General features: G+C 70.6%; 17 protein-coding genes. 12 read left to right on the top strand and 5 right to left on the bottom strand.

Annotated elements, in window-relative coordinates:
* Positions 1-80 precede the first annotated feature (80 nt).
* The 3 genes from ACMXN5_RS37305 to ACMXN5_RS37295 all read left to right on the top strand — a co-directional run bounded on the left by ACMXN5_RS37305 (position 81) and on the right by ACMXN5_RS37295 (position 2,572).
* Positions 81-1,328, top strand: coding sequence for a sensor histidine kinase (locus ACMXN5_RS37305; RefSeq protein WP_439679328.1), 1,248 nt, complete (start codon positions 81-83; stop codon positions 1,326-1,328).
* 254 nt (positions 1,329-1,582) lie between these two features.
* Positions 1,583-1,819, top strand: coding sequence for a hypothetical protein (locus ACMXN5_RS37300; RefSeq protein ID WP_439679327.1), 237 nt, complete (start codon positions 1,583-1,585; stop codon positions 1,817-1,819).
* A 303-nt stretch (positions 1,820-2,122) separates the two neighbouring features.
* Positions 2,123-2,572, top strand: coding sequence for a phospholipase (locus ACMXN5_RS37295; RefSeq protein ID WP_380009801.1), 450 nt, complete (start codon positions 2,123-2,125; stop codon positions 2,570-2,572).
* Positions 2,573-2,632: 60 nt separating this feature from the next.
* Here ACMXN5_RS37295 and tsaA read toward each other — a convergent pair whose 3' ends face one another.
* Together tsaA and ACMXN5_RS37285 are read right to left on the bottom strand one after the other, a co-directional pair.
* Positions 2,633-3,079: a tRNA (N6-threonylcarbamoyladenosine(37)-N6)-methyltransferase TrmO gene (gene tsaA / locus ACMXN5_RS37290; RefSeq protein ID WP_439679326.1), complete on the bottom strand. Its 447-nt coding sequence runs from the start codon at positions 3,077-3,079 to the stop codon at positions 2,633-2,635.
* A gap of 289 nt (positions 3,080-3,368) precedes the next feature.
* Entirely contained in the window at positions 3,369-4,031 is a 663-nt protein-coding gene (locus ACMXN5_RS37285; protein ID WP_439679325.1) for a TetR/AcrR family transcriptional regulator, read from the bottom strand.
* Between the two features lie 198 nt (positions 4,032-4,229).
* Between ACMXN5_RS37285 and ACMXN5_RS37280 the strand changes: the two genes are divergently transcribed.
* The 8 genes from ACMXN5_RS37280 to ACMXN5_RS37245 all read left to right on the top strand — a co-directional run bounded on the left by ACMXN5_RS37280 (position 4,230) and on the right by ACMXN5_RS37245 (position 10,735).
* Entirely contained in the window at positions 4,230-5,726 is a 1,497-nt protein-coding gene (locus tag ACMXN5_RS37280) for an MFS transporter (protein WP_439679324.1), read from the top strand.
* A 75-nt stretch (positions 5,727-5,801) separates the two neighbouring features.
* Positions 5,802-7,004 carry a GDSL-type esterase/lipase family protein gene (locus ACMXN5_RS37275; RefSeq protein ID WP_439679323.1) on the top strand — a complete coding sequence of 401 codons (1,203 nt, stop codon included), beginning with the start codon at positions 5,802-5,804 and terminating at the stop codon, positions 7,002-7,004.
* Between the two features lie 143 nt (positions 7,005-7,147).
* The gene (locus ACMXN5_RS37270; protein WP_439679322.1) at positions 7,148-7,846 is read left to right on the top strand and encodes an alpha/beta fold hydrolase; all 699 of its coding nucleotides are present in this window, start codon (positions 7,148-7,150) and stop codon (positions 7,844-7,846) included.
* A gap of 15 nt (positions 7,847-7,861) precedes the next feature.
* Positions 7,862-8,497, top strand: a complete 636-nt coding sequence (locus ACMXN5_RS37265) for a C39 family peptidase (protein WP_439679321.1) — start codon at positions 7,862-7,864, stop codon at positions 8,495-8,497.
* A 72-nt stretch (positions 8,498-8,569) separates the two neighbouring features.
* A complete protein-coding gene (locus ACMXN5_RS37260; protein WP_439679320.1) occupies positions 8,570-9,004 on the top strand; it encodes a hypothetical protein in 435 nt (144 codons plus the stop codon).
* A gap of 60 nt (positions 9,005-9,064) precedes the next feature.
* Positions 9,065-9,475 carry a peptidase inhibitor family I36 protein gene (locus ACMXN5_RS37255; protein WP_439679319.1) on the top strand — a complete coding sequence of 137 codons (411 nt, stop codon included), beginning with the start codon at positions 9,065-9,067 and terminating at the stop codon, positions 9,473-9,475.
* Between the two features lie 164 nt (positions 9,476-9,639).
* Positions 9,640-10,329: a DJ-1/PfpI family protein gene (locus ACMXN5_RS37250; protein ID WP_439679318.1), complete on the top strand. Its 690-nt coding sequence runs from the start codon at positions 9,640-9,642 to the stop codon at positions 10,327-10,329.
* 88 nt (positions 10,330-10,417) lie between these two features.
* Positions 10,418-10,735: a hypothetical protein gene (locus ACMXN5_RS37245; protein WP_439679317.1), complete on the top strand. Its 318-nt coding sequence runs from the start codon at positions 10,418-10,420 to the stop codon at positions 10,733-10,735.
* Between the two features lie 30 nt (positions 10,736-10,765).
* Here ACMXN5_RS37245 and ACMXN5_RS37240 read toward each other — a convergent pair whose 3' ends face one another.
* The 3 genes from ACMXN5_RS37240 to ACMXN5_RS37230 all read right to left on the bottom strand — a co-directional run bounded on the left by ACMXN5_RS37240 (position 10,766) and on the right by ACMXN5_RS37230 (position 12,570).
* Positions 10,766-11,512, bottom strand: coding sequence for a hypothetical protein (locus ACMXN5_RS37240; RefSeq protein ID WP_439679316.1), 747 nt, complete (start codon positions 11,510-11,512; stop codon positions 10,766-10,768).
* Positions 11,499-11,693 (bottom strand): hypothetical protein, encoded by a 195-nt coding sequence (locus ACMXN5_RS37235; RefSeq protein ID WP_439679315.1) that lies wholly within the window; start codon positions 11,691-11,693, stop codon positions 11,499-11,501. Before ACMXN5_RS37235 ends, ACMXN5_RS37240 begins: the two co-directional genes overlap by 14 nt.
* Before the next feature lie 127 nt (positions 11,694-11,820).
* Positions 11,821-12,570, bottom strand: coding sequence for an ATP-binding protein (locus tag ACMXN5_RS37230; RefSeq protein ID WP_439681357.1), 750 nt, complete (start codon positions 12,568-12,570; stop codon positions 11,821-11,823).
* Positions 12,571-12,834: 264 nt separating this feature from the next.
* Here ACMXN5_RS37230 and ACMXN5_RS37225 point away from each other — a divergent pair, with 264 nt between their 5' ends.
* The gene (locus tag ACMXN5_RS37225) at positions 12,835-13,680 is read left to right on the top strand and encodes a helix-turn-helix domain-containing protein (RefSeq protein WP_439679314.1); all 846 of its coding nucleotides are present in this window, start codon (positions 12,835-12,837) and stop codon (positions 13,678-13,680) included.
* The last annotated feature ends 14 nt before the right edge of the window (positions 13,681-13,694 follow it).

Below are 13,694 nucleotides of genomic sequence, written 5' to 3'. Positions count from 1 at the left end.
CATGTGCGACCTCCGGAGTAGGGGACCGCTCGCCGCACCGGATGACGCCGGTGCGGGCGCGGCGACCGTAACGTCCGGGTGTGCAAAAAATCTACGCCTGGCTGCGCGTGCATCCGCTCGTGGTGGATGTGCTGTACATGCTGCCGCTGCCGCTGCTGAGTGCCAGTCAGCAGAACGCCGACGACGCGCCGACCGGTCACGCCTGGACCTGGACGTGGGTCGTCGTCGCGGTGTTCTGCCTGGGCGCGGTGCTGCGCCGGGTCCACCCCCGGACCGCCTTCCTGGTGGTCGCGCTGGGCGGTGTGGGGCAACTGTTCTTCACCGGGGCGATTTCCGCCGCGAGCTTCGCGGTACCGATGGTGTTGTACACGACGGCGAAGTGGGGGAGCCGGCGGCGGGCGCGGATCGCGCTCGTCGCCGTGTTCGTCGGGCCGGGACTCTACTTCGCGCGATGGGGCACCAACCTCGAACTCAGCTTGCGCGACGGCCTGTTCGGCTACTGCTTCATGGTGACCAGCCTCGGTATCGCGTGGGTCCTGGGCGACTCGATGCGTACCCGGCGGGCCTACTACGCCGAACTCGAGGAACGCGCGGCGCGCCTGGAGTTCGAACGGGACCAGCAGGCACAGATCGCGGCGGCGGCCGAACGCTCCAGGATCGCCCGCGAGTTGCACGACGTGGTGGCACACAACGTGTCGGTGATCGTGGTCCAGGCCGACGGTGCCGGACGGGCCATCGGCACCGCCCCGGACAAGGCCCGCGAGGCACTGGACACCATCGCCAGGACCGGCCGCGAGGCACTGGTGGAGATGCGCCGGCTGCTCGGCGTCCTGCGCGCGGAGAACGAGACCGAGGGCATGACCCCACAGCCGAACCTGGGCCACCTGGACGATCTTGTCGCCCAGGTCGGCCGCGCGGGGATGTCGGTGGACCTGACCGTCGAGGGAGTACCGGTCGACCCGTCCCGGACCGTCGCCCTGACCGCCTACCGCATCATCCAGGAGGCGCTGACCAACACCCGCAAACACGCCGGTCCGCAGGCCACCGCGAAGGTGCTGGTCAGATATCTGGAGCAGGCACTGGAGTTGCGCATCGGCGACGACGGGCGCGGCGCACAGGCACCGGGCGACGGAATGGGCCACGGGCTGATCGGCATGCGCGAACGGGTCGCGATGCTCGACGGGCGGTTGGACATCGGCCCGGATCCGGACGGTGGGTGGATGGTGTACGCCCTGCTGCCCTATGGCTCGGCCGGGGACGGGGAGCAGGCCGCGCCGACGCCGTCGACGCCCGCACGACGGGCCGGGGCTCGGACGGCGTCGCACTGAGGGGGGTGCCGAGCACGAGCGGCATCGCGGCCCACCAGTACGCGGGCCATATGTATCGGCTGGGATGCTGCCCGGATGCGAGTGCTTCCGGTCGGGGACGAGCAGCCGTCGGCCGGTTGTATCGCCACCGGACTGCGCAAGCACGGATGTGCCGCCGACACTGCCGGAGACGGGCAAAATACCCTCATCAAGGGGTAATTCACCCCATATGACGCTCCCGGCGCTGCGCCGAACGCGGCGGCAAGGCGCCGCACTTGACGCCCAAGGAATTCGGCGCGCTCGAACAGCCGCTCGCCGGCGCCGGGGACGTGGTCAGCGCCGAGACGCTGTTGGCGAAGGTCTGGGACGAACACGCCGACCCGTTCACCACGCGGCCCGGGACGGCGGCGGGTCGGACATCACCATCCGCTTCCCGACCGCCAGGGAGGCCCGCGCCGACGAACCGCCGCAGCGGGCCGTCTCGTCGGCGGGACAGAGGCGGACGCGCGTAGCGTCGCCGGAGACCGGCCCGCATCGCGCCCACGACGGCACCTCGCGGTGGCCATGTGTGGTGTGCGCAAGGGCGTCGGGCGAACCGGGTGTGCCCGGAGGATGAATTGTCATCCGAAGTCCGCCGAAGTCTGGACGGCGACCGCAGTCCTCCGGTGGGATGGCGTCCGTTCCCGCGTCCACGGATCGCGTCTCGCGTCGCCGACCGGTCGAGGGGAGTTCGGAGTTCGGAGCTCGGCCGTACCACCTGCATCCCCTGCCCACGGCACTCCACACCGGGAGCGTCGGCATCCTGGAGGTATTCGATGCGTCGACTGTCCATGGCACTTGCCGCCACCGCGATGACGATCGGCGTCGGAGTCGGCGTCGCCACGCCGGTCCAGGCCGCTCCGGCGGACAAGCCGCAGGTGCTCTCCAGTTGGACCCAGACCAGCGCCGCCAGTTACAACGCCTGGTGGTCCGCCCGGCAGAACCAGGGCAACTGGGCCGCCTACAACTTCGACTGGTCCACCGACTACTGCAGCAGCTCGCCCGACAACCCGCTCGGCTTCCCGTTCCAGAACTCCTGTGCCCGGCACGACTTCGGCTACCGCAACTACAAGGCGGCGGGCACCTTCGCCGCCAACAAGCCCCGCCTGGACAGCGCGCTGTACGAGGACCTCAAGCGGGTCTGCGCCCCGTACGGCGCGGTGGCCCGGGCGACCTGCAACAGCACGGCCTGGACCTACTACCAGGCGGTCAAGCTCCTCGGCTGAGGCCGAGGTTGAGCCGAGTTCCCGGGCCGGCGGCGGCAGCGTCGTCGGCCCGGGGTGCGGTCAGCGCTCGCCGATGGCCCCCAATACCGGCTTGACGTCCACGATCGGGGTGCCGTCGAGTGCTTCGAGGTCGCGGACGCCCATCCGCAGGCCGTCGATCGTGGTGATGTGTACGCGGTGCAGACCGATCGGGTTGGGCCGGTCCGGCGAGCGGGTGTCGAACACGCCCCGCACACGCGTGCGGGCGTCGCCGCGCGGGTGCACGGACAGCACGTCCCGGTCCGCCCGGTCGAGCCAGGTCAGCACCAGGACGTCCGTGCCGACCGCCAGGTCCCGGAGTCCGTCGGCCACGTCCGGCTCGAACACGAGCCAGGCCTCCGGCGAACCCTCGTCCCCCTGCTTGGGCGCGGACACCCGATCCAGCAGCGGGGACTCGACCCGGCCGATCGGCCGCAGTACATACTCGTCCCGACCGCTCTCCGGCCCCTGACACGCGTCGTCGCTCATCGTTGCGCACCCTTCGTCGATCCCATCCGGCGTTGCCACCTTGACCGATGCGGGACGGCGGATGTGACGAAGACCGTCGCCGGGACGCCGGAACGCGGGGTCGGGTCAACCGGCGACGTCGAAGAACACCGAGCGCACCTTCGGGTCGTCACGGGCGGGCTTGCCGTGCGGCTTCAGGCGCCACTCGGCGCCCGTGCAGTCGGCGCCCCGGTAGACGGTGACCCAGGAGTCGGTGTCGTTGTGCGGGCCGTAGCCGGGCGTGGCGTGTGGGGGTGCCGCCGACCGGGGGTCAGCCGGCGTCCGGGCGGGCCTGGGGGCGGTATCGGGCCAGGAACATGTCCACGCCGCCGGTGATCAGACGGGCCGTCAGGTCCGCGTCGGGCGCGGCGCCCGTGGAGCCGTACGCGATGTGCGGCAACAGCACCAGGCCGGACAGCTGGATCGCGGCCAAGGGCACGTCGTCGATGGCCAGTTCGCCGCGTTCGACCAGCCGGGTGAGTGCGGTGCGGACCACCACGTGGAAGCGGTCCGGGCCCAACTCCTGCCAGGTACGGCCCAGTTCGGGCAGGCGGGGCATCGAGCCCAGCACCACGTTGTGCAGCGCGAGCACCTCCGGGGTGGCGTGGCCGGCCACCCACGCCTCACAGATGGCGATCAGGTCGGCCCGTACGTCGGTGGAGGAGCCGAGGCGCTCCTCGATCAGGTGCATGGAGTCCACCAGCGCCCGATCGAGCATGTCGCCGACGATCGCGATGAACAGGGCCTCCTTGCTGCCGAAGTGGTTGTAGACGGTCACCTTCGCGACGCCGGCCTCGGCGGCGATGGTGTCCATGCCCACGCCGTAGCCGTCGCGCAGGAAGGCGTCGGTCGCCGCCTTCAGGATCGCCGCGCGCTTGCGTGCCGCGCGGTCACCCGAGGGGATGCGCTTGGGGGTCTGCTCGGCTGCCCGCACGGTCGGCTCCTCTGCTCGTCGTCGCGTTCATGCGTTGCCGCGTGCCTTCGGCACGGTGCGTGAACGCCGGATCGTTACTCAGTCTAATCAATTCTGAACCGTACAGGTCGGTACAACTGAACTGCACTGTTGAGTTCATGTGAACTGCACTGTATGGTTTGGTTCATCGAACGGCGGACACCTGAAAGGGGTCGGCAGATGAACCACGACACGGCCACGAGGCCGAAGGCGGCGTCGGCGACAAGGGTCGCGCCCGCCGGCACCCCCGGCATCGCCGCGCCCCCGACGGCAATCGGCACACCGGCGACCACAGCGGCCACCCGGACCGGCGCCGCCTTCGCGCTGCTGGCCGCCGTACAGGCCGTCCTCAACACCTCGGTCACCATCACCTCGGCCGCCGGCCCCGACATCGCCGCCGACCTCGGCCTCGGCGCCTCCGGCCTGGTCTGGACCGGCGCCGCCTACACCCTCGCCTTCAGCGGCCTGCTCCTGCTCGGCGGCCGAATGGCCGACCGATACGGCCGCCGCAACGCCTTCCGGGCCGGCATCGCCCTGTTCGCCGCCGCCTCGCTGGCCGGTGCGCTCGTCCCCGGCGGGGGGTTTCTGATCACCGTCCGGCTGCTCCAGGGCACCGGTGCCGCAGTGGCCGCGCCCGCCGCGATGGCCCTCGTCGGGGATGTGTTCCCGGTCGAGGCCACCCGACGGCGCGCGATGGCCGCATGGGGCGGACTCTCCGGCGTCGGCGCCGCGTTGGGCATGCAACTCGCCGGTGCCGCCGCCACCTGGGCCTCGTGGCGCTGGTCCTTCGTCGCCCTCGCCCTGATCGGCCTGGTGGTCGCGGCCCTGGCCGGGCGATACCTGCCGGCGGGCCCGACGCCGACGCGCGGCCGGGTGGACGTACTCGGCGCGGCCCTCGTCACCGGCGGCGTCGCGTTGCTCAGCCTGGGCTTGGTGGCCGTCGGCACCCACGGCGGGCTCGCCGCCGCCGTACTCCTGCCGATCGGCGCCGGACTCGTGCTCCTGCTCGGCTTCGCCGTGGCCGAGAACCGGGTCGCCGCGCCGCTGATGCCGCTGCGCTTCCTGGCCTCGGGGCGTCGGGTCGGCGCGCTGGCCACCGGCATGCTCGCGCCGATCGCCGGATCGTCGGCGGCGTTCCTGATGTCGCTGTACTTCCAGCGCGTGCTCGGCTGGTCCGCGTTGCGCTCGGCGCTGGGCTTCGTCCCGTACACCCTCGCGCTGATCGTGGTCAGCGCCGCCGGCGTGTTGATCGTGGCCCGGCTCGGCGCCCGGCGGACCGCGTCCCTCGGCCTGATCACGATGGCGATCGCGTTCCTGCTGTTCGGCCGGATCGACGCGGAATCCGCCTACGTCGGCGCGCCGTTGCTCGGGATGCTCGTCCTTCCCGTCGGGATCGGCCTGACCGCGGCCTCGGCGGTGGTCGGCGCGACGCGGGGCGTGTCGGCCGGGGACGCCGCACTGGCCGGCGGCGCCTTCAACACCTCGATGCTGATGGGCCCGACCATCGGCATGGCCCTGTTCGCCTCGCTCGCCGACGCACACACAGGCACCGGCCCGTCCCCGGAGCAGGCCGCCACCGACGGCTACGTCTTCGCCTTCCACGCCGCGGCGGCACTGTTCGCGGTCGCCGCGGTGGCCGTGACGGTCCTGCGGGGGAGCCGGTTCGCGCGGGCCTGATCGGGCCCGCCCACCGCACGACCACCCATCCACCGGCCGGCCAACCGCCCCCATCCATCGAGGAGTTCACCGATCATGATCAGCATCGACACGACCGCCACCACCCCCACCCCAACCGCCACCACCCCCACCACCATTTCCGCCCCCGCCACGACCTGGGTGGCCGGCTTCCGCTCCGCCGTGCTCGGCGCGTACGAGGACATCCAGATCCAGCCGTCACGCGCCTTTCGCGACCAGACACTCCGGCAGATCCTGCACATGGACGGCGGCGGCACCACGTTGCGGGTGTTGCTGAGCAACGAATACGGCCGGGAGCCCCTGGTGATCGGCGCTGCGCGGGTCGGCGCGGCCGGCGCGGGCGGCGTCGTGGATCCGGCCGGGGAGGCCGTACTGCGGTTCGCCGGGGCGGCCGAGGCGACCATCCCGGTCGGCGCCCGGATCCGGAGCGACCCGGTCGAGTTCGCCACCGACGCCGGCACCGACCTGGCGCTGACCCTGTACTTCCCGGAGGACACCGGCCTGGCGACCTACGCGCACACCCCTTCCCAGAACGCCTACCTGGTCGCCGGCAACGCCGTGGGGCGGGCCGCGTTCGACGACGCGGAGGAGGTCGACGGGCGGTACTACGTGGCCGGGGTCGACGTCCTGGCCCCCGAGGGCACCGCGATCGCCGTGGCGTTCGGGGACTCCTGGTTCGGCGGCGGTGGCACCACCGTCGGGGCGAACCTGCGCTTCCCGAACCAGCTGAACCGGCGACTGGCCCGAGGCTGGGTGGTCAACCAGGGGCTCGGCGGCAACCGGCTGCTCACCGACGAGGTCGGGCTGCACGGGCTCGCGCGGTTCGAGCGGGACGTGCTGTCCGTGCCGGGCGTTACCCACGTGCTCTTCCACTTCGGCCTCAACGACCTGGGCTTGCCGGGCATGTCCGGCAAGCCGCCGGCCGGCGCGGCGGACCTGATCGACGGCTTCATCGCGCTGGCGGCGCAGGCCCGCGCGGCCGGACTGACCTCGATCGCCGCCACGATGGGCCCGTACGGCGGCACCATCTACCCCGGCGTGGACAGCGTCCAAGGCCGGGCGGAACGCCGTCGGGTGAACGACTGGATCCGCGCCTCGGACGTCTTCGACGCGGTCGTCGACGTGGCCGCCGCGGTCCAGGACCCCGACGCCCCGGACTTCATCCGGGCCGACCTCGACAGCGGCGATCACCTGCACCTCAACGACGCGGGCGTTCGTGCGATGGCCGACGCCTACGAACTGGCATACGTACAGCTGTGACGGTCGCGCGCCCGAGCGCGTCCGCCGTCGAACGCCCGTCCGTCGAAGCCCCGTCACCCGTCACCCGCCGCCCGGTCCCAGGACCGCGACCGGCGGGTGACGTCGTTGCGGGCGGTGTCGGAGTGATCGGATAGCGTGCTGCGATGACGGAGTTCGTACTGGTCGCAGGTGCGTGGTTGGGGTCCCCCGCGTGGGACGAGGTGGTGCCGGAGCTGCGGGCCGCAGGACACGGGGCGTATCCGCTGTCGCTCTCCGGCCTCGCCGAGAAGCGGGGCGTGCCGGCGGGGCAGCGTACGCACGTCCGGGACATCGTGGACGAGGTCGAGGATCGGGACCTGCGCGATGTGGTCCTGGTCGGACACAGCTACTCGGGCATCCCGGTGGGCCAGGCCGCCGAGCGGATCGGCGACCGGCTGCGGAGGATGGTCCTGGTCGACTCGAACGTGGCCGTGCACGGCGAGTCGTTCGCGTCCGGATCCTGGGCCGGAGAGGGGGCGATCACCGCCGCGATCGTCGCCAACGGCGGCTTCTGGGCCCCGCCGGCGGCGGCGGACTTCGCGGGACAGGGCCTCACCGACGAGCAGATCGCCCGGATCGTGGCCGACGCGACGCCGCATCCCGGCGACTCCCTGACCGAACGCGCCGAGTTGGCCGGTTCGTTGGGTGACATCCCGACGACCTACCTCAAGTGTCTCCTCGACGGCCCGGAACCGAGTGACGCGGTGGCGAAGCTGCTGACGAGCGAACGGTGGCGGCTGGTCGAGATGAACACGGGCCACTGGCCGATGTACTCCCAACCGCACGAACTGGCCCGGATCCTCCTGGAGGAGGCCGCCCGGTAGCCGGAAGGAGTCCACGTGTCCGATCGATACACGCGTCATCCGAACACGCGTCATCCGATACCGGCGATCACCCAGTACGCGAGCCCGGACCTGATCGGCGCGATTGTCTACGCCGGCCATCCGCCGGGCGACGACGACGCCTGGGCGGTGAGCGGGGCGCCGGATCGGGCCGCGTACGGCTACTGGGCCGGGCGGTGGTGCGGGATGGCCTGTCTGTGGATGGCGCTGTTCGCGCGGGACGGCCACGCGCCTCCGTTGTACGAGCTGATGGTCGGCTGCGCGGCGCACGGCGGGTATGTGCGTCGGGAGGACGGCGGGGTCGACGGCCTCTACTACCGGCCGTTCGTCGAGTACGTGCGGGAGGCGCACGGATTGCGGGCGGAGGTGGTCACCGAGCTGGGGCCGGACCGGCTCGCCGACGAACTCGACCGGGGCCACCTGGTGATGGCCTCCGTGCACCGGGAGATTCGCCGCCCCGAGCGACCGGCACCGGGGCGTGGCGGACACCTCGTTCTGGTCACCGGTCGGCGCGACGACGCGGTCACCTTCCACAACCCGTCCGGACACACCCCCGAGGCGGTATCCGCGGCGCTCGCGCCGCACCGCTTCGACGAGTTCGCCGCCCGGCGCGGCATCGTCCTGCACGTGTGAGGTGCGCGGCCGAGGGCCGCGGCCCCGGGACTACGCTGGGCGCAAACGTTCGTTCGGTGAGGAGCATCGGCCGTGATCCTGAGTTCGCTGACGTTCACGCTCGTGCCGAAGCCGTGGGACAGGATGTCGTGGGTGGAGGTCCCCGACGGCCTCGAGTTCGTGCGCTACGAGATCACCACGATCCCCGCGCCGAAGCGCCCGGAGGTGGAGGGCACTCCGGAGGAGGCGGCCCGGTGGGAGCGGGCCGCGCAGGACTTCGTGCGGGAACTGATGGACGCCCAGTCCGAGGTGCGGTGGGAGCACGGCATCCGGACGAAGCCCCGCTTGATGGCGGACACCGCCACGGTGCGCCTGTGGCGATACTCCTGGTTCCCCAACCGCCGGGCCCGTTCCCGCCGCGCCTGGGAGCGCTGCGTGGCCCGCATGCGGGCGGCCGAGGAACGCTACCGTCCGATCCGCGAGGAAATCGAGGCCCGGGTGGCGGCGACAAAGGCCCGAGAAAACTGAGCACACACCCCACACCCGATCAAGCCGGAACCCGGTGGGGGAGCGGTCGTTGAGTCAGGCATGACGCACATCAAACGGATTGTTGCCGGACTGGCGGGCGTGGTGGCGGTAGTGGGCGCGATGTCGGTGTCCCCGGCCGGGGCGGCCGACGGATACGACCGGTGTCCCGCCGGGTACTACTGCATGTTCTCGGGGCTCGACGGCACCGGCGACATGATCAAGCTGACACGGAGCACGCCGGATCTCGCGGCGCTGGGGATGAACGACCGCGCCGAGTCGGACTGGAACCGGACCGCCTCGACCATCTACCTCTGGTCCGACGCGGGCTACAGCGGCTGCACCGCCGTCACCTCTTCGGGGCCGACCGGCAAGGGCAACTTCTTCCCGGACTACCGCGACTTCGTCAGCTCGGTGCAGTTCGACGGCCCGGGCGGCCCGAGCTGCGGTACGCCTCCCGGCGAGGGCAACTGACCTTCGGCCTCCGCCGTTCGTTGTACATCGGCGCAGGTCCGAGCAGCCTGGAGAGAACTGGCATTTTCCCGTTGGAAGATGTCGCCAGTGCCACTCCCCGATCGAAGTGACGACCGGTTGACTTCGGGGTGTCCGATGCGAATCGCCACCCCGAAGGAACATCCGTGCACATTCAAATCGTGCTGTTCGACGGGTTCGACCCGCTCGACGTCATCGCTCCCTACGAGGTGTTGTACGCCGGCGGCCTCGCATCCGCCGGTGCGGTGACCGTCGAATTGGTCTCGGCGGAGGGCGCTCGTGAGGTGGTCGGTGGTACCGGCGGACTGGCGCTGCGGGCCGTCGGCGCCCTCGACCCGGAGCGCGCCGACATGGTCGTCCTGCCCGGCGCCTCCGGTCGGGTGGGCGAACCCGGCGAGGTCCCGGACGACGACGCCGGCACCGGCGAACGGCAACAGGACGAGCTGATCCCGGCGTTGCTCGGCCGCACGCTGAACACCGAGCTGCCCGCGCTCCTCGAACGGGCCATGAAGGACCCGGGCATCACGGTCGCCACCGTCTGTGGCGGCTCCCTCGTACTCGCCATGGCGGGACTGTTGGAGGGACGCCACGCCACCACCCACCACATGGGCCTCGACCTGCTGGACGCCACCGGCGCCCACATGGTCCGCGCCCGCATCGTCGACGACGGCGACCTGGTCACCGCCGCCGGCGTCACCTCGGGCCTCGACCTGGGCCTGTACCTGCTGGAACGTGAGGTCGGCCCGCGCATCGCACATGCCGTCGAAGAGCTGTTCGCCCACGAGCGGCGCGGCACGGTATGGCGTGCCCAGGGCCCCGCGCCCGCCCCCTTCTGAGCACCCCGACCGCAGCGGGTCGCCCCACTCCTCTCCTCTCCTCTCCTCTCCCTACCCCCCTCGTACAGCCAGGAAGAAGAACATCGACATGTCCGTAGACGGCACCTGGGATCTGTCCATATCCACTCCCATCGGCAAGATCGCCGCCGTGATCGAACTCCGAGAGCACACCGGCCGGTTGACCGGCGTCGCGCACGGGGCCGGCGAGGAAGTGCCCCTGAGCGACATCGCCCTCGACGGCGACCGGCTCACCTGGAAGCAGGCCGTCACCAAGCCCATGCGGCTGAACCTGGCGTTCGACGTGACGGTCGACGCCGCCACCCTTCGGGGCACGTCCAAAGCCGGACGCCTGCCCGCCTCGAAGGTCACCGGCACGCGCCGGCCCACCCCGGCCGACCAGGCGTGACCGGGGTGGGCTCGGCGCCGCTCCGTTCCGTTACGGGCCGACGGTGGCCGCGTCGGTGAGGGGAAGCCGTTCCGGGCGGCCGGTGGCGTGGGCGGCGTAGGCGTATACGTCGGCCCAGCGCGGGACGTGGTCGTCGAAGTCGCGTCCGCACGGGCAATTGTGCGCGCTGCGGGTCGCGAAGGCGCAGACGAGGGTGGCCCGGTAGCAGGCCATCGCCGTTTCGCACCACTCCCACGGGACCGGTTCGCCGGGGTCGGCGAGGGAGGCCAGGTAGGTACCGAGGTTGTAGCCGAGGTTCGCGACGATCGGTTGCCTCGGGAGGAGGGTGTGGAACACCCCTCGATCGGTCACCGTGACCCCGCCCTCGGGACCGACGAGCCCGAGTGACAGCGGGCCCGCCTTCGTGATGAACTCCTCGAAGACGGCGGGCATTTCGTCGACGAAGGGATCGGGGGCGAACGGCCCCGACCCGCTCCGATGCCCCGCGACGGGCCAGATGTGTGTGGCGGCGTCGATCCTGCCCAGGTAGGCCGGTACGTCGATCAGGTGGGCGGATCGGTGGTCGGGGTCGTCGACGTCCCGGGTGATCGGCGCACCCGGGACACTCCACGTGACTCGGCATCGGCCGTCCGCCGCCGCCCGGGACGTCAGTCGCAGGTCGGCGAGGTTGACGCCCTTGACGTAGCGGCGCACGACGTCGAATGCCGCAAGGAGGTCCACCACTTCGGTGGGCGCGAGGACATGGGTACCGCTCGAACGCGGTTCAGTACCGGACATGCGTGGTGGCCCCTGGGTCGAGATGGGTCTGCGGGCGATGGAAGTGGTCCGCTCGGTCCGGGGGTTGCCCGACGAGCAGGATCGATGGATGGCCGGCCGGATGCGGAAGGCCATGACGAAGTCGTCGGGCGAGGTCGTGCAGCATGAGGTCGATGTCGTCCTCCCGGGGAAGCGCGCTCATCGGCAACACCCAGGCCCCGATTCGCCGCCAGGCGGGCGCCCACTCGCCGACCCCTCGCACCGCAGCCCCCGGCGCGGCGCGCCCAACGACGAGGGCGAGCCGCCCGGCGGCGTCGCCCCGAATGGCGTTACGCGCCACCACCATTCGCCCGGGCGCGGTGAGCCGGTCGGCGGGAATCGAGTCGACCTCCCCCGCTCGAAGGTCCGCCCGCAAGGACGCCAAAAGGCATGCACGGACAAGGTCGAGGCCCGAGGACACCCGCAACTCCCGTACGGAGAACAGCCGTCCGGGACACCCGTGCCGGGGCCAGATTCTCGGGGCGCGGGGCGGCAACGGCGAACCACCCACTCGTGGCCGGGGGATCGGGATTCGGGTCGTCGACAACTGTGCTCCTCCGATGGTCCGAGACGTCGATCGATGGCGTGGTCTGCGCGGTGATGGATGCATCGACGTTCCGGTGTCCCGCTGCGGGGCAGAGAAAGGCGACGCGGGTGATCTTCCGGGGCGGTTGGGGTGCGCTCCCTTCGACCCGGATCACCGCGTACTGATCGGTGAAGGCCAGCACCAGCCGCAACCCCCGACCGGCTTCCGCGTCATCCTCGGCCGTCCTCAACTCCGGGAATTCGTCGGGCGCTTCGTCCCCGACATCGATGATCAGCCGATCCGCGCGAAGCTCCCAGGCGAGGGTCACCGACCCGTGGCCGACGTGCCGGAGCACGTTGGTCACCAGCTCCGACACGACGAGCAGGACCACGTCGGTGACATCCGGATCCAATCCCGTGACGAGGCAAACCGTGGCTATGTGCCGACGGGCCTGTCGGGGCGCGTGGATCGAGAGCGGCAGGGTGAGTAGAGGTTCCGGAGGTGCTTCGGTCATGGGATCCGACATGGCTAAAACTCCCCTTGTCAAAGGGTGTTCAGGGCGTTTGAGGTGATCGGCCCGCGATGGTTCGACACCTCGCGCTCGATGATTTTGAGTGAAGGGAGCGCGGCTCTCCGTCACGATGGATAGATTCGTTCCGTCTTGGGTGCCTGGTCAAGCTATGTCGGCTCTTACCGGGTGATTACCAAGAATTACCCGCCTTGTGCCACTCGGCGAGTGTCGCACCGTGACGAACGAGCTTTCGGAAGCGAGGACTTGATGGATCCAGCCACGGAATCCAACGCCCGACGAACCCTTGGCAATCTCCTCCGGCGCCATCGGATCAGGCGCGGACTCAAGGGGACGGAGGCGGCAAAGATCCTGGGATGCTCGGCCGCACAGGCCAGTCGCATCGAAACGGGGCAGCGCGTCGCGACGCAGGCACACATCGAGGCGCTGGCAGCGGCGTACCGCTTGAGCGGCGAGGAGTTCGCCGAATTGGAGCGCCTACTCGTCCAGGCACGTGAGGCAGCGGCCCCTTGGTGGGCTGCCTACGGCGTTCCCGCGCCTTACGCACGGCTGTTGGACGTCGAAGCGAGTGCGGTGCGATGTTTCGACTACCAGACAGTTCTGATCCCCGCTCTGCTACAGACTCCCCAATATGCCTCGGCAGTGAACGCGGCGGGCGCTGCGGATCTCGGACGGGGTCAAGTCGATGCATACACGGAGCTTCGGATGCGGAGGCAGGAGCGTCTGTTCGCGTCCGCACGTCCGCTTGCCCTGGAGGCCATTATCACGGAGGCTGCTCTGCGTTTTGTGGTCGGTGGTGTGGAAGCGCAACGAGCCCAAGCGCGCCATCTCTTGCATATGATGGAGCGTCAGTCGAACGTGGAAGTGCGTGTCGTCCCCTTCGGGGCGGGGGAGAATGGCGCTCAGACGGGCGCGTTCATGCTCTTCGAGATGCCGTTCGGTGAGCCGGAGATGGCCTTCACGCAGTCGGCCCTGAGCATGGCCGTCATCACGACACCGCTGGAGATTCGCCGCCTGCGTAGGCTCTTCCTGGACTTGGGAAATACGGCGTTGGATCCTGATGCAAGTCACGCAATGATCCGGAGTCTGGCTTAGTTGGCTACACCAGG

It is taken from the genome of Embleya australiensis, from assembly GCF_051903075.1.
Lineage (GTDB): Bacteria > Actinomycetota > Actinomycetes > Streptomycetales > Streptomycetaceae > Embleya.
The sequence above is the reverse complement of the archived record's forward strand: the minus strand, read 5'-3'. Positions and strand labels throughout refer to the sequence as shown.

Bases quoted from the DNA above. Each gene is read 5' to 3' on its own strand.
- ACMXN5_RS37245 (WP_439679317.1), top strand. From the start codon at position 10,418: ATGTCCGTAGACGGCACCTGGGATCTGTCCATATCCACTCCCATCGGC.
- ACMXN5_RS37295 (WP_380009801.1), top strand. From the start codon at position 2,123: ATGCGTCGACTGTCCATGGCACTTGCCGCCACCGCGATGACGATCGGC.
- ACMXN5_RS37230 (WP_439681357.1), bottom strand. From the start codon at position 12,570: ATGACCGAAGCACCTCCGGAACCTCTACTCACCCTGCCGCTCTCGATC.
- ACMXN5_RS37280 (WP_439679324.1), top strand. From the start codon at position 4,230: ATGAACCACGACACGGCCACGAGGCCGAAGGCGGCGTCGGCGACAAGG.
- ACMXN5_RS37255 (WP_439679319.1), top strand. From the start codon at position 9,065: ATGACGCACATCAAACGGATTGTTGCCGGACTGGCGGGCGTGGTGGCG.
- tsaA (WP_439679326.1), bottom strand. From the start codon at position 3,079: ATGAGCGACGACGCGTGTCAGGGGCCGGAGAGCGGTCGGGACGAGTAT.
- ACMXN5_RS37225 (WP_439679314.1), top strand. From the start codon at position 12,835: ATGGATCCAGCCACGGAATCCAACGCCCGACGAACCCTTGGCAATCTC.
- ACMXN5_RS37240 (WP_439679316.1), bottom strand. From the start codon at position 11,512: ATGTCCGGTACTGAACCGCGTTCGAGCGGTACCCATGTCCTCGCGCCC.
- ACMXN5_RS37235 (WP_439679315.1), bottom strand. From the start codon at position 11,693: ATGAGCGCGCTTCCCCGGGAGGACGACATCGACCTCATGCTGCACGAC.
- ACMXN5_RS37275 (WP_439679323.1), top strand. From the start codon at position 5,802: ATGATCAGCATCGACACGACCGCCACCACCCCCACCCCAACCGCCACC.
- ACMXN5_RS37270 (WP_439679322.1), top strand. From the start codon at position 7,148: ATGACGGAGTTCGTACTGGTCGCAGGTGCGTGGTTGGGGTCCCCCGCG.